The sequence below is a fragment of the Sorangium sp. So ce693 genome (assembly GCF_051521375.1).
GTDB classification, from domain to species: domain Bacteria; phylum Myxococcota_A; class Polyangia; order Polyangiales; family Polyangiaceae; genus Sorangium; species Sorangium atrum.
This window is the reverse complement of the sequence record NZ_CP150347.1, coordinates 5,900,987-5,913,257: the sequence shown is the minus strand read 5'-3', so window position 1 is coordinate 5,913,257 and position 12,271 is coordinate 5,900,987. Positions and strand designations below refer to the sequence as shown.

The 12,271-nt window shown below is 73.1% G+C and carries 10 protein-coding genes; 7 read left to right on the top strand and 3 right to left on the bottom strand.

Features of this window, described 5'->3' with window-relative positions:
- Positions 1-100: 100 nt before the first annotated feature.
- Both mutY and WMF14_RS22155 read left to right on the top strand, forming a co-directional pair.
- Entirely contained in the window at positions 101-1,381 is a 1,281-nt protein-coding gene (mutY, locus tag WMF14_RS22160; protein WP_437803470.1) for an A/G-specific adenine glycosylase, read from the top strand.
- A 381-nt stretch (positions 1,382-1,762) separates the two neighbouring features.
- Positions 1,763-1,918, top strand: coding sequence for a hypothetical protein (locus WMF14_RS22155; RefSeq protein ID WP_020736650.1), 156 nt, complete (start codon positions 1,763-1,765; stop codon positions 1,916-1,918).
- 69 nt (positions 1,919-1,987) lie between these two features.
- Here the strand turns inward: WMF14_RS22155 and WMF14_RS22150 are convergent, their stop codons facing one another.
- A complete protein-coding gene (locus WMF14_RS22150; RefSeq protein ID WP_272099814.1) occupies positions 1,988-2,548 on the bottom strand; it encodes a hypothetical protein in 561 nt (186 codons plus the stop codon).
- Between the two features lie 191 nt (positions 2,549-2,739).
- Here WMF14_RS22150 and WMF14_RS22145 point away from each other — a divergent pair, with 191 nt between their 5' ends.
- From WMF14_RS22145 to WMF14_RS22135, 3 genes are read left to right on the top strand one after another with little or no spacing between them, the layout of a single operon-like run.
- Positions 2,740-3,417: a hypothetical protein gene (locus WMF14_RS22145; RefSeq protein ID WP_437804264.1), complete on the top strand. Its 678-nt coding sequence runs from the start codon at positions 2,740-2,742 to the stop codon at positions 3,415-3,417.
- The gene (locus WMF14_RS22140) at positions 3,414-3,824 is read left to right on the top strand and encodes a hypothetical protein (protein WP_272099813.1); all 411 of its coding nucleotides are present in this window, start codon (positions 3,414-3,416) and stop codon (positions 3,822-3,824) included. Before WMF14_RS22145 ends, WMF14_RS22140 begins: the two co-directional genes overlap by 4 nt.
- Entirely contained in the window at positions 3,821-4,855 is a 1,035-nt protein-coding gene (locus tag WMF14_RS22135; protein ID WP_437803469.1) for a hypothetical protein, read from the top strand. The genes WMF14_RS22140 and WMF14_RS22135 overlap by 4 nt, the downstream gene beginning before the upstream one ends.
- 37 nt (positions 4,856-4,892) lie before the next feature.
- Here WMF14_RS22135 and WMF14_RS22130 read toward each other — a convergent pair whose 3' ends face one another.
- Complete coding sequence (locus WMF14_RS22130) at positions 4,893-6,383, bottom strand: sulfatase (RefSeq protein ID WP_437803468.1); 1,491 nt, start codon at positions 6,381-6,383, stop codon at positions 4,893-4,895.
- 77 nt (positions 6,384-6,460) lie between these two features.
- Between WMF14_RS22130 and WMF14_RS22125 the strand changes: the two genes are divergently transcribed.
- Complete coding sequence (locus tag WMF14_RS22125) at positions 6,461-7,558, top strand: hypothetical protein (RefSeq protein ID WP_272099807.1); 1,098 nt, start codon at positions 6,461-6,463, stop codon at positions 7,556-7,558.
- 25 nt (positions 7,559-7,583) lie between these two features.
- Positions 7,584-9,665 carry a hypothetical protein gene (locus tag WMF14_RS22120; protein WP_437803467.1) on the top strand — a complete coding sequence of 694 codons (2,082 nt, stop codon included), beginning with the start codon at positions 7,584-7,586 and terminating at the stop codon, positions 9,663-9,665.
- Between the two features lie 84 nt (positions 9,666-9,749).
- Here WMF14_RS22120 and WMF14_RS22115 read toward each other — a convergent pair whose 3' ends face one another.
- Positions 9,750-11,636, bottom strand: a complete 1,887-nt coding sequence (locus WMF14_RS22115) for an aconitase family protein (RefSeq protein ID WP_437803466.1) — start codon at positions 11,634-11,636, stop codon at positions 9,750-9,752.
- Positions 11,637-12,271 lie beyond the last annotated feature (635 nt).

Below are 12,271 nucleotides of genomic sequence, written 5' to 3'. Positions count from 1 at the left end.
AAGCGTTTTCTGAGCACCGCGAGCGGCAGCCGCGCAACCTCAGCGATCCGTGCGGCCTCGGCGATCCGCGTCGACAGCGCAGAGGCGGGGCCTTTCGCGCGTGAGCACGACGTCGCGGCCGCCCGCGCGCAAGCGCGCGGGCGCAGACCAGCAAGAACCCGCGCGCAGCCGTGCGAGCGCACGCGAGGATGATCAGGAGCGGCAGCGCTCTCCGCGTCGCCGCGCCTCGTCCCGCGAGCAGGGCGCGGGCGCCCCTCCGCCGGAAGCGCTGGACCCAGGCGAGCGCGACCGGGAGATCGCTGCCGCCCTCGATGCCTGGTTCGGCCGCGTCGCGCGCGATCTGCCGTGGCGGAGGACGCGCGACCCCTACGCGATCTGGCTGAGCGAGGTGATGCTCCAGCAGACCCGCGTCGAGACGGTGATCCCGTACTACGAGCGCTTCCTCGCCCGCTACCCGACGGTCTTCGCCCTGGCTTCCGCCGAGATCGACGACGTGCTCTCGCTCTGGAGCGGCCTCGGTTACTACCGCCGCGCCCGCGTGCTCCACCTCGCCGCGCGCGAGGTCACCGCCCGCCACGACGGCGCGCTCCCTCGCGACGTCTCCGCGCTGCTCGCCCTGCCCGGCGTCGGCGCGTACACCGCGGGCGCGATCGCGAGCATCGCGTACGATCAACCGGTGCCGCTCGTCGACGGCAACGTCGCCCGGGTGCTCTCCCGCATCGAGGGCATCGACGACGACATCCGCAGCGCCTCGGGCACGCGCAAGCTCTGGTCGACGGCCGAACGCCTCGTGCGGGGCGTGCCGAGCAGCGTCCATCCCGGACGCTTCAACCAGGCCTTGATGGAGCTCGGCGCCACCGTGTGCACGCCCCGGAATCCCCGCTGCGATGCCTGCCCCGTCGACGGCGCGTGCGTCGCGCGCGCCACGGGGCGGCAGGCGGATCTGCCGGTGATCGCCCCGAAACGCGACGTCCCGGCGGTCGCGATGGTCGCCGCCGTGGTGCGGTCGGGCGATCGCGTGCTCTTCGTCCGGCGCGCCGAGGGAGGTCTCTTCGGCGGGCTCTGGGAGCCGCCCATGGTCGAGGCGCGCTCGCTCGCGGACGCCCGCGCGCTCCTGGAGCTGGTGGGCGTCGCGCGTGACGCGCCGCTCCGCGAGGTCGGCCGCGTGCGCCACATCCTCACGCACCGGCGCCTCGACGTGACGGTGGCGCGCGCCGAGGTGGCGGCCCCCTGGCGCATCCGGGCAAAGCTTGCCTCCCCCTACGAGAAGGCGGCGTGGCTCGATCCGGGCGCGCTGGATATCGGCGTTTCCAAGCTCGCGCGAAAGGTCCTGTCCGCGGCATCGGCGCCGGACGTCGGAACGGCGCGAAGACCGCGATGACCGCGCGCGGGCGGGCTGAACGCCTGCGCGCTTCGGCCGTCGGAGAGGCCAGAGACGGCTCGAAATCGCGGTCTTGCGGCGCTCCGGGCGCGCCGCGCTCCGCTGCGGGCGGGGAGCGGCGCCGCTCGCGGCTGAGCCGCAGCGACGCAGCGGCGCGGGCCAGGGCGAAAGCCATATGTCGCCGTGGAACGCCGCGGGCTCCGGCGCTGCTGCGCCAGCGTCGTGGCATGGAAGGCGCTTGGTGAGATGACGGGCAGGCCCTCTAGCCTCGCGGCGCCGGCGGTGGCCGGAGCTCGACTCAAGCCTGGGAGCTCAAGCGACATGGATGCGCGACGACGGACCACAGAGACGCTGCCCACGGCGAGCGCGCCTGTGCGATCCATGACGGTGATGGCGGACGACGGAGCGCTGTACGTGCTGCCGCTGTGCGAGCGGATCGTGCTCGATGTGCTGGCCTACGAGGACGAAGGTCTGCTGGCCTTCATCCGCATCGACGGAGAGGTGGTGGCGGAGCTGCCCGTGCTCGGTCAGGCGTGACCGGGCCAGACCTCGTCGCGCGCCGCGCGTGGCGGCGCGCCGCGACCTCACGCCGTCGCGCGCTGCCCGTCAGCCCGCGTGCCGCCGCATCCGCTGGGTCACCGGTTGCTCGTCCTCTCCTTCGGCGTCTGGCTCGACGGACTCGACGTCCTCGTCTTCCAGGAGATAGGGCAGGTCGCCGTCGTCATCGTCGTGCGACATCACGACGTCGCTGATGTCCTGGCCCCTCGTCGCGCCTTCCAGGAACTCCGCCCCGAGATCGCTCGCCAGATCGGCGGCGGCGTCGGCGGCGTCGGGGTTCACCTCGAACTCGGTGCAGCCGGCGTCGTTCGGGTGGTGGTGGTAGCCACGGACCTCGTCGTCGAGCGTCGGGATCACGTCGCTGATCTCGCTGCGCGGGTTCACCTTGCCCCGCAGCGGGGGCGCCGCCGCGGCGTCGAGCATGTCGACGAACGGCTCGTCCAGCTCGCCCGCGCCGGTCCACGCGGCGTCCTGGGCCGGGTTGCGCGGCCTTCCCGGTTCGCTGCGATCTTCTCGTTCTCGACGCCGCGTCGCGCTGGCGCGCGGCGCGCGCAGCGCCGACGGCTGTGCGGCGGTGCCTTGCCTGCCTCGGGTGCTTGAATTGCTCACGGTGGTCTCACCATGCAGGGTCCGGTCCGCAGGTGAAGCGGGCGGATACGCAGCGGTGGCGAGCGCCGTGCCGGGGGCACGCGGCGCGCCGTCGCCGGGCGGCGATGCCGCGGCGAGGCTCGCGCGGCGTGCGGGCGGGACGCAATTGAGCGTGCCAGCGGGCGCTGCCTCGGGGTAGAAGGCTCGTGGCAATGCTGGAACTCCGGACCGGGCTTGCGCTGGTGGCGGTTCTGCTCGGGGCATCCTGGGGGCGCGCCGCCGCGGCCCAGCCTGCCGCAGACAGCGGCGCCGAGGGGGCCGCGGCGTCGCTGTCCGGCGAGGATCGCGGCGGCGCCGAGCTCGATGCGTACCGCGCGCTCGCGCGGCCGCCGGGGACGGCGGCGCGGGTCGTGTCGACCGTCGCGATGGGGAAGGGGATCCGGTTCAACAACCCCTACCGGCTGCAGACGCAGCTCGGCGATACGGCGGAGTCGCTCTCGCTCACCGCGGGGTACCTCGATCTCGGGGTCGCGCTCGCGCTGGGGCCGGCCGACGGCGTCCAGCACGGCGGGGCGCTGCGCTTCTCGGTCGCCGTCGGCGGCGTCCCGCAGGAGTCGCTCACGCCGAGCTACTTCGTCGCTTACCGCGGCCTCACGCGCGTGCTCGGGTACGGGCGGCTCGGCGCGGCGATCCTGATCGAGCCCGACGTGAACGTCGGAGGCGAGCTCGCCCTGGGGCTCGGGTACTCCCTGCTCGCGGGCGTCGCGCTCTCGGGCGAGATCGTCGGGGATCTCTTCTATGGCGCCGCGACGTACGACGCGGCGTACACCGTCTACCCCGTCGTCTCGGCGCAGCTCGGGCTCATGATCGATCACGAGCTCCTTCCATGAGCTTGCCGGAGCGCGAGCGTCGAGGCGGGCGCCCACGGGCGAAGGAGATCGCCGGCGCGGCGGCGCTGCTGCTCTTCGTGGGCATCGCGCCGGTGGTCGGGGACATCGGCAGCTGCGGCCAGGCGCCGGAGGAGCTCGACCCCTACAAGTTCTTCGCCCTGAAGGCGCAGATCGACTGCGCCCGGTGCGACGAGTGCGGCCTGCGCACGCGCGCCTGCGACGCCGCCTGCGGCTTCGAGGCCGCGCCGGAGCTCCCGACCGGCTGCTATCCGCTGGTCCACGACGGCGAGGTGTGCCTGCACAAGCTCAAGTTCGCGAGCTGCGACGAGTACCGCGGCCACATGGCCGACGAAGGCGCGTCGACCCCGACGGAGTGCAATTTTTGCCCATTGGAAGAGGCGCCATGAGCGGGCGTGGCGCAGTCGCCTCCCGCCGACGCCTTGCGACTTCCGCTCGGATTTTCTCGTGCGCGGCGCTCGTCGCGGTCCTGTCCGGGTGCGCCTCGACGCCGGCGCTCCTGGCTGGCTACGACGACTACGCGGCGTACCGGGCGACGCGCGTGTCGAGGACCCTCGAGGGGCGGCTCGCGGCGGCGTCGGCCTACCTGGAGCGCCATCCGCGCGGGGCCTTCGCCGGCGAGGTGCGCGCCTACCTCACGCGCGCCGAGCCGATCTATTACGCAGCGAAGCGCAGGACGGCCGCGGGCCTCACCGCGTACCTCGCGACGCTGCCCAGGGGCGCGTTCCGCGATGAGGCGACCCACCGGCTGGGCGAGCTCGTCCGCGAGCGCAACACAGGCGACGTCCTCTCGCGCGCCGCTCAGCAGACGGAGGCGCAGCTCGCGACGCAGCGGGCGGAGCGCGCGCGGATCGGCGAGGAGGTCACAGCGTGGCTGCGCCGGTTCCTGGACAGGCGGGCCTGGGGGCGGCCCCTCGCAGAGGCGCCGGCGGAGGTGATCGTCCCGTTCAGCCTGGCGCTCCCGCCTCCCCGCTGCGCGCCCGCCGACGAGCGCGCGCGCCCGGGCGCGGCGGTCTGCGCGAAGCGGATCCCGCTCTGGTTCGTGGTGACGGCCGAGGGGGAGAGCGCGCCGCGGCAGGCGGAGATCGAGGTCGCCGTCCTCGAGGACGCGGCGGGCCGCCCGATCGAGGTCACGATCCGCGGGCCCGCCCTCTTCACGCGCCTCGAGGAGGCGCGCTCGGCGCGCGAGGTCGCCCCGGACGACGCGATGGGCCGCATCGGAGGCATCGCCCTGGCGGTCGAGCTCGCGCGCAGCGCCTTCGCGGCGCGCGTCTCGAGCGATCCGTCGTGCGGCCGCCAGGCGGTGGCGCCCGTCGTGCTCCACCTCGAGTGTGAAGGCGCCCGCCTCGTGGCGCGCGCCGGGATCGAGGCGGGCGAGGACGACGTCGTGACGCTCACCGTCGCCCCGCCGGCGCGCTAGCGCTGCTGCTCTGCGGCGCGCCGCTCCGCTCCGCGCGCTAGCACCGCTTGTTGCTCTTCTTCCCCTTGAGCTTCGCCGTGTTCTTCGGGCACACGTCCTTGATGGCCGCGGAGCGCTCCTTGTAGAGCGCCTTCATCTCCTCGAAGACCGGCGCCTGCGCTCGCTTGAGATCCTTGGTCTCCCCCGGATCCGCGACCACGTCGAAGAGGTCGAACGCGTCGTCGTCGCCGTATGCGATGAGCTTGTACTGCCCGTGGATGAGCGCCCTGCGCCGGTCGTTGTCGCTCGTGCGCGGAAGATCGACGATGACGTCGCGCGGCTCCGGCGTCGCGCCGTGGAGCTCGGGCACCAGGCTCTTGCCCGGGAAGGACGGCTCTGCCGGGGCGCCGGTCAGCTCCAGGATCGTCGGCGCCAGGTCGATCGAGCTGCGAGGCACGTCGATCCGGCGCGGGGTGATCCCGGGCGCCTGGATCATCAGCGGCACGTGGGCGAGCACGTCCCACACCTCGAAGCCGTGGCGGAACATCTTGTGCTCGCCGAACGCCTCGCCGTGGTCCGCGGTCACGATGATCGCCGTCTCCTTGGCCCACGGCTGCTGCGCGACGAAGTCCAGCAGCTTGCCGACGTGCATGTCGGTGAACCTGACCTCCCCGTCGTACTTGTCGCGGGCCCGCTTGCCGAACTGCGGGATCCCCTCGTGCGTCATGTACACGTCGTGCGGATCGAGGAAGTGGAAGTACGCGAAGAAGGTGCCCGACGTGTTCGCCTTGTCGGAGAGCATCTTCATCGCGAGCTCGAGGTGCCCCGGGCTCGTGACGTTCCGGTCGGTCGTGTTGTCGGCCGAGAGCCCCGGCACGATCTCGTACACGTCGAAGCCCTGACGGAAGCCCGCCTTCTGGTCGAAGTAGAAGTGCGCGTGCGCGCTCATCGTCCGCACCCCAGCCTTCTGCAGGAGCTCCGGGAACATGAGGACGCTGTCGGGGTAGTTGCCGAAGAAGTAGCCGCTGCGATCGACCTCGCTCGGGTACCGGCCGGCGAGGAATCCGCCGACGCTCATCGAGGTGTACGACGAGATCGCGTAGTGGCGCGTGTAGCTGACCGCCTTCTTCTCGAACGCGGTGAGCGCGGGCGCGATGTCGCGCTCGTAGCCGTTCCACGGCATGTCCGCGCGCAGGCTGTCGATCGAGACCACGAGGACGTTCAACCTCTCGCGCTGACCTGCCGGCGGCGCCGCCGCGCCGTCCTTCCTGTCCGTCGCGGCGGTCGCCCCGGCGCCCTCTGCCGTGGCGGCCGGCGCCGCCGCGGAGGGCTCCTGCCGCGCCGCGGGCTCCGGCGTGCGCGCGGGCGGCGGCTGGCCGTCGCCGTCGCGAGAGCAGCCCGCTCCAGCGCTGGCGAGCGCGAGCGCGAGCGCCGCCGCGACGCGCCGGCGAACCAGGCGCGGGTGCGCCATGGGCGAGGGGGCCGGCGAGGAGGGCGCCCGAGGGCCTTCCGGTCCCCCGGCGCACATCGATGAAGCGAGCGTGTGCATGGCCGCCGTCTTACTCCGACTCGCGCCGCTCCGCCAAAACCGCACACCACGGGCCAGTTCCGCTATGCTGTCGGGTCATGGCCCCGGTCCCTCGGAACCCTCCGCCGCTGCCGCCCTCGGGCCGATCGCAACCGGGGGGGAGGCCGGCGCCCGAGCCGCCGAGGCCGCTGCCGCCCGACGCGCCGCGGCGGGTCGGCGAGCACGTCAGCCAGGCGCTGAAGGACCACATCACCGAGATGGCGCTCGGCCTGCTCGAGGAGCAGATGCAGGCCCGCATCGTCCACTACCGCGCCGATCTCGAGACCAACCCCGAGCTCGACGCGGTCACCGCGCAGGTCGTCGCCCAGCTGAAGGTGATCCAGGCGTCGGCGGGCGCCGCGGATCGCGGGGCGAAGAACCGCGACGCGATCCGCGACGCGCACGAGAGGACGCTCTGCGCGCTGCTCGAGCGGGTCATCCGCGAGGACGGCATCTCGCTGCTCGTCGAGCGGCGGCTCAAGAAGATCCACAGGAACCTCGCCCGCCTGTTCTTCCAGTCCGAGCTCCACGAGAAGACGCGCGGCCGCGACGGCGCGCCGAAGGTGATCCACCACGGCGAGCAGGCGCTCTTCTACGTGCTGACCCGCTACAAGAACCGGATCGAGGCCGAGCTCGACGGCTTCGAGTTCGCGTCCGAGGACGCGCGGGAGCAGTCGTTCGAGCTGCTCGCGAAGCTCACGAAGGACATGCAGGACGCCTTCCTCTCGCGCCGATCGAGCGAGCTCAGGCGCATCGTCTCGGTGGTGCACGCCGTGCTCGTCGACTTCTTCAGCGTGCAGCTCGCCCAGAGCCTCGGCGAGATCTCCGCGCGGGTCGTGCAGGACGCGCGGACGTTCGAGGGCAGGGCGTACGCGTACAAGCTGACGAGCGAGGCGTTCCCCCGCTTCCGCAGCGCGTTCGAGCGCCACCTCATGGTGATGCTCGTCGGCTTCGCCGAGGACGAGCTGGTCGCCCAGCTCGCGGACACGGCGGGCGCCGAGCGCGACGAGACGATCCTCTTCATCACCGATCCCCACCTCTTCAGCATGATCTGCGGCGAGGTCTGCGAGGGGCTCTACGAGTTCCTCTGCAACGAGGGCTTTCTCGACCTGCCGCCCGACTGGCGTCGCGCCTCGACGGCGCCCTCCGACAGCTGACTCAAGCGAAAACCCAGGGACATTCATGAGACGGTACGACGTCGCGAGAGCGGGCTCCGGCCTGCTCCTCGCTCTCACGCTGCTCGCCGGCTGCGCGCGCGGCCCCGATGTGGACGCCTCGGGGCTCGCGCTGCGGCGCGTGGTCATCTACAGGAACGGCGTCGCTTACTTCGAGCGCCGGGGGCTCATCGACGCCGATCAGGTCACCTTCCGGGTCCGCAAGGAGAAGGTCGGCGATTTCCTCGCGACGCTCGCAGTCATCGAGGCCGGCGGCAGCAGCGTCCGGAGCGCGTCGTTCCCGGTCGAGGTCGACGACGGATCCGGCGAGGACGAGGCGCCGGATGAGCTCGGGCCCGATGTAGCGCCGACGCCGCCGCCGAAGGCCAAGGGCGCGGCCGCGGGGGAGAAGAAGCGCGACGACGAGCACGAGAAGGTGAAGCTCACCCTCGACGGGCGGGAGCACGATCTCGTGGTCGGCTACGTGGCGGAGACGCCCGTGTGGAGGCCGTCGTACCGGCTCGTGATGGGCGCGGGCGGGGCGCAGGGCACCGCGCCGCGCGCGGACGCGAAGCAGGCGCACCTCCAGGCGTGGGGCATCGTGCAGAACCTCTCGGGCGAGGACTGGAAGGGGGTGAAGCTGTCGCTCGTGGCGGGCGCGCCGCTCGCGTTCCAGGCGACGCTCGATCAGGCGGCGATCCCGCCGCGCCCCGTCGTCAGCGACCAGGGCGAGGTGATCGCGTCCGTGCCGACGAGCGAGACGACGCTGGCCACCGAGGCCGCGCCGCCGCCACCGCCGCCCGTCGCGCCTGCGCCCGCGGCGCCGGGCGACGACGGGGAGGGGTACGCGTTCGCCGACGAGGCCGAGCTCGAAATGGAGAAGGGCGGCGGCAAGAGGCGGAGCGCGGTTGCCACGGTACCCGCCGCGAAGCCGATGCCGAGGCTAGCCGACCGCGAAGACGCGCGCGTCGGCGGGCAACACGCGGGGCCGCAGTTGAAGCGGTCAGCGCCGGCGGCGGCGCACGCGCCGCCGCCCATGGCGATGAACCCCTCTCCGCCGCGCAACATGAGCGCCCTCGCCGCGGTCGCGATGGAGGCGGGCACGACCCGCTACGACATCCCGTTCCCTGTCGACATCCCCGACAAGAGCGCGACGATGGTCCTGCTGCTGGCCAGGCAGGTCCCGGGCGAGTCGATCTTCCTGTTCGCGCCCGACGGCGGCGTGCCCGCGTCGAGCTCACACCCGTTCCGGGTGGCGCGCTTCACGAACGACACGAAGGGGCTCCTCGAGCGCGGCCCCATCGCCGTCTTCGAGAACGGCGCGTTCCTCGGCCAGGGCATGGTCGAGCCGCTGCCGCCGGGGGCCACGACGACGGTGCCGTTCGCGCTGGAGCGGGGCCTCGCCGTCGACACGACGCGCGAGGAGAGCGCGGAGGGCGCGCGCATCGCGAAGATCGAGGCCGGCGCGCTCGAGATCGAGCGCGACTGGGTCACGCATACGAAGTACGCCGTCCGCAACGGCGGCGACCTCGCCGCGAGGACGCTCGTGAAGCACCCCCGCCTGCACGGGACGCGCCTGCACGCGCCCCCGAAGGGCACGGAGGACAACGTCGGCACGGGCAGCGCGCTCGTGCCGGTCGACGTGCCGCGCCGTGGGACGGCGGTGCTCGACGTGGACGAGCGGCGGCTTTTCCGGCAGCAGATCGACTGGCTCGACCAGCTCGCGGACGACGCGGTGCAAGGCTACCTGAAGGACCCGCGCGCGGACGCAGCCGTGGCCAAGCAGCTCGGTCAGGCCTGGGACATCCGGGGCAAGCTCCGCCCGGCGATCGACGAGCGCGACAGGATCCTCGCCGAGCAGCAGCGCCTCGAGCAGCAGAGCCACGAGCTCCGCCAGAACCTCAGGGCCATCGAGAAGAACAAGACCGCCGACGAGCTCCGCCGCGACCTCACGGATCGGCTCGCGAAGGCGTCGGCGCGCCTCGACGAGATCACGAAGCGCGTCATCGTCCTCGAGATGCAGATCAACGAGCAGCAGATCCGCTTCCGCGATCTCACGAACGAGATCAAGCTCCTCGCCCCGCTGGCCCCCGTGCGCGCGGCTCCCTGAGCGCTGCTCTCCCGCTCCCCGGTCCCCGGTGGAAGGCGGCTCCCGCGCTGTGGGGGCGGCCTCGCCACCGGGATCTCGGCCCGGCTACCTCGCTGGTTTGCTCGAGCTGGCCGGCTGCCGCACGGTGCCCGCGTGGGTCCAGCTCCGCTCCATACCGGTCGCGAGCCAGGCCACCTCGACGCGCTCGCTCCCGAAGATCGCCGCGACGCGATCGCCCCACTGCGCGGGGGCGGGGAGCTCCACGCTCTTCTGCTCCTTGATGCTGCCGAGCGCCTCCGTGCCGACGAGGAACGTGGCGATCCCCTCGCTCGCGAACGCCGACACCGCGGTGCTCGGGACGAAGGGCGCGACCACCGCGCGCACCGTCGAGAGATCGGTCGCGCGCTCCGCGACCGCCCGCACCTCGTCGAGCGTCGACAGGACGAGCGCCACGCCGCCGGCCGCCTTGCCCTCCGCCGGCGCGGCCTGCCCCTGCTGCTCCGCGGCGGCCGCAGCGGGCGGCTCGACCGGCGCAGGGGCGGCGCGCCCGGGTGCCCCGACCGCCGCGTGTCCGTTCACCTTCGGCACGCCGGCGAGCACGTCGAGCGTCAGCGGCCCCTTCCACGGCACCGCCGCGGGCGCCGGCGGCGGCTTCTTCGTGCTCACCTGCTCCCCCTTCTTGTCGCGGAGGATCAGCACGTCGTCGGTCGGCAGCGCCCGCGGCACGGTCACCCGCACCGGCCGCTTGAACGACCGCGGATCGCCGACCGCGCCCGTGGCCACCGCGTAGGCGAGGGTCTCCGCCGAGGCCACGACGAACGACGGCGCCCCGGCGATGCGCGGCTCCGGATCCGCCGTGCGCAGCGACAGGCTGCCGGGCGGCGGCGGGTAGATCTCCGACGTGACGACGCGCCTGTCCGGCTCGACGATGCGCGCGCCCGTCGCGACGAGATCGACGAGCGCGCCCGACTGCGCGAGCACCTCGAGCACCTGCCGCGACGGCGGCGCGACGAGCAGGTCGAGCCGCGACGGGACGCGCTTCGACTTGAGCAGCAGCGCGGCCGCGAGCATGTCGCGCAACGTCACGCCGGAGTCGCCGCCGAGGACGACCTGCGCCACGGGCTTGCCGGCGAGATCGCGGACGGGCCGGACCACGCCCTCCTCGTCCATGAGCAGCGGATCGACCGTGCCGAGATCGATCGAGACGACCTCCTCGCACGGCGCGCCCGGGTCAGGCACGAGCGCGCGGTGGGCCTTCGACCTGCGCTGATCGCGGAGGAAGACCTCCGTCTTCTCGTCGCTCACGAACAGCGCCGCCGCCGCGCCGACCTGCGGCGCGATGCCGCAGAGCACCGCGCGGTCGCCCACCGAGAGGAGCCGCGCGCTCGGCCCGGCGAACTCGAGGATCACCGGCGCGTGGTGCTCGCCTTCGATGCGGCGCACCACCTCGTCGAGGTTCCTGCGGAGCAGCTCGAGGGCGACGTCCCTGGCGCAGACGAAGGGCCGCACCCTGCCCGAGAGGTGGATCTGCACGCTGCGGGGCGGCCGGAGCCAGACCGAGCCCGTGGCGAGCGCCTGCCCGAGCTGGCTCGGCGAGACGACGAGCGACAGCATGCCGATGCCGCCGACGGTCGTGAGGCGCGGGTCGTCCGTGAGGGCGAGCCGCGCCGGCGCCGCGAAGCGCTCCAGGTGAACCGGCGCAGGAAAGCCGATGCCGGGCCGCGCGATCGGGATGTTGTAGGTCGGGAACTCGGGCGACACCGAGTGCGGGCTGCCCTCGTCGATATCCGCGAGCGAGCTCGCGTCGGCCACGCAGGTGCCGTCGTAGGCGACGGCGACTTCGACCGGCGTCTTCTTCATGCCCGTGGCGATGGCCTCGGCCAGCGCGCGCGACGGCGCCCTGGAGAGGATCACCTGGTCGACCTTGACCTGGACGAGATCACCGCGCAGCTGAGGATCCGCCGCCCGCCCGGCGAGGATCTTCTGGGGCATCGTGCGGGGGGGATCCCCGGCTCGAGCACGCATAGATGTTGGGCCGTCCTTGTTTTTCTTGATGAGATGGCGGGTACGGCGCACGCCGCTCCCGACCACGTTTGACGTCGGCCCCCCGGCGAGACGCGCCGGTGGGATCCGCCTCCGGGCCTTGCCGCGAGGCGAAAGAACGGCCGCACGTTAGCCGCTCGCCTGGACGAGGGTCAAGGCGTGCTTTGGAGCGGGCCCCCAGGGGCGGGAATCGCCCGGCTGGGACCAGGATGCAAGAGGCAAAGCGCCCGCCCGGTCCAACGTTTCGCAGCGCTTCGTCTGTCGCGTCTCGTGGCGTCTCGTGGCGTCGGTTGCGTGGTTGCGTCGGTTGCGTCGGTTGCATCGGTTGCGCTCGTCCCGCTGGTCCGGTGGCGGGCGGCCGGATCGAGCTTTCGTGGCGCTGCGCCCGCGCTCGCTCGCGCCGCTGCCGCGCAGCGCCATCCGCCACCGCCGCGCGCGGCCGGTCGCCATCGGCTCCGCTCGCGCGCGGCCGAGCGGGTCGGGCGACGATGATGAGCGCCGGCTCTCCCGGGCTGCGGCGCGAGATGCCGGCCCAGGTTCGTTTGTTTTCCCGATCGTGCCGCGCTTGGGTAATCTCGGCGCAT

What these genes read in the sequence shown, in the direction of transcription:
- WMF14_RS22155 (WP_020736650.1), top strand. Translation starts at nt 1,763, where the DNA reads ATGACGGTGATGGCGGACGACGGAGCGCTGTACGTGCTGCCGCTGTGC.
- WMF14_RS22145 (WP_437804264.1), top strand. Translation starts at nt 2,740, where the DNA reads ATGCTGGAACTCCGGACCGGGCTTGCGCTGGTGGCGGTTCTGCTCGGG.
- WMF14_RS22140 (WP_272099813.1), top strand. Translation starts at nt 3,414, where the DNA reads ATGAGCTTGCCGGAGCGCGAGCGTCGAGGCGGGCGCCCACGGGCGAAG.
- WMF14_RS22135 (WP_437803469.1), top strand. Translation starts at nt 3,821, where the DNA reads ATGAGCGGGCGTGGCGCAGTCGCCTCCCGCCGACGCCTTGCGACTTCC.
- WMF14_RS22130 (WP_437803468.1), bottom strand. Translation starts at nt 6,383, where the DNA reads ATGCACACGCTCGCTTCATCGATGTGCGCCGGGGGACCGGAAGGCCCT.
- WMF14_RS22125 (WP_272099807.1), top strand. Translation starts at nt 6,461, where the DNA reads ATGGCCCCGGTCCCTCGGAACCCTCCGCCGCTGCCGCCCTCGGGCCGA.
- WMF14_RS22120 (WP_437803467.1), top strand. Translation starts at nt 7,584, where the DNA reads ATGAGACGGTACGACGTCGCGAGAGCGGGCTCCGGCCTGCTCCTCGCT.
- WMF14_RS22115 (WP_437803466.1), bottom strand. Translation starts at nt 11,636, where the DNA reads ATGCCCCAGAAGATCCTCGCCGGGCGGGCGGCGGATCCTCAGCTGCGC.